General features: G+C 40.2%; 2 protein-coding genes. Both read right to left on the bottom strand.

Annotation, left to right across the window (positions count from 1 at the left end; translation table 11 throughout):
• Positions 1 to 314 (bottom strand): hypothetical protein (locus ACQ76X_RS36070; protein ID WP_438498688.1); only part of this gene is annotated, 314 nt, incomplete at its 3' end.
• A gap of 15 nt (positions 315 to 329) precedes the next feature.
• Positions 330 to 776 (bottom strand): UPF0158 family protein, encoded by a 447-nt coding sequence (locus tag ACQ76X_RS36065; protein WP_438498687.1) that lies wholly within the window; start codon positions 774 to 776, stop codon positions 330 to 332.
• Between the last annotated feature and the right edge of the window lie 45 nt (positions 777 to 821).

The raw sequence follows: 821 nt of genomic DNA, 5'->3' as shown, positions 1-821 counted from the left end.
TCGTTACCTGATTTCGAGAAACGTAGCGGACGTTTCGAACCTTTTCCCCAGGACATATAGGCGGTATAGGATTCTTTAAGGTTGATCTCCCTTGCAGTTTTTCGGAATTCTTTCATGATGAAGCTGAATTGACCCAAGTTACCATGAAGAACCCGTTCAAGGTATGGAATCCTTCCTAATCTCCATTCCTCAACAAGCTTCGGAGAGACCTTTTCCATCTTCAAGAACAAATCCAGTGGGCTCGCATACCCTTTTTCCCAGATCAATTGTTGCACCGTATGACGAACCTTCTTCTGTAACTCTTGTCTATTCAAACGTACTACGCCCTTTCATTGTGAAAAAGGATGATTATTATTGTGCTTTTCGCTCAATTCATTGTAATCCAGCTCAAACTGATCCATCCACGATTGGATTGCTTCTTCTGCATACTTGTTTTCGAACTTGTTCCACTCTCCCCAAATATCCAATCTATCAAGCGTATCCTTAAACCTTCTAAAAGGTTTATTACCATCAAGAGCATCAAATAATTTATCCTCAGGATCGGATTCAGTACGCTGAGCAAATTTTGTCATTACATAAAATGCTTCATTTGAATCAATCTTTGGAATATCGATATAGCGTTCTTCGTTTTCCTCGTCATCCCAGTCGATTCCCGGTTCTCCTGTATACGCCTCATCCAAATCCAGAATGACTTGTCCAGTATGCAGATCCAAATAGTACGGGTGCTCAAAGTTGTTATCCAAGTAAGCATCAATAAGCTCGTCCATTAATTTCATTTCGATCGACCTCACTTGATTTATATGATCCTATTTTAGCAGAAC

The organism is Paenibacillus sp. IHBB 3054, from assembly GCF_051594305.1.
GTDB lineage: Bacteria > Bacillota > Bacilli > Paenibacillales > Paenibacillaceae > Paenibacillus_AQ.
This window is presented reverse-complemented; position numbering and strand designations above follow the sequence as displayed.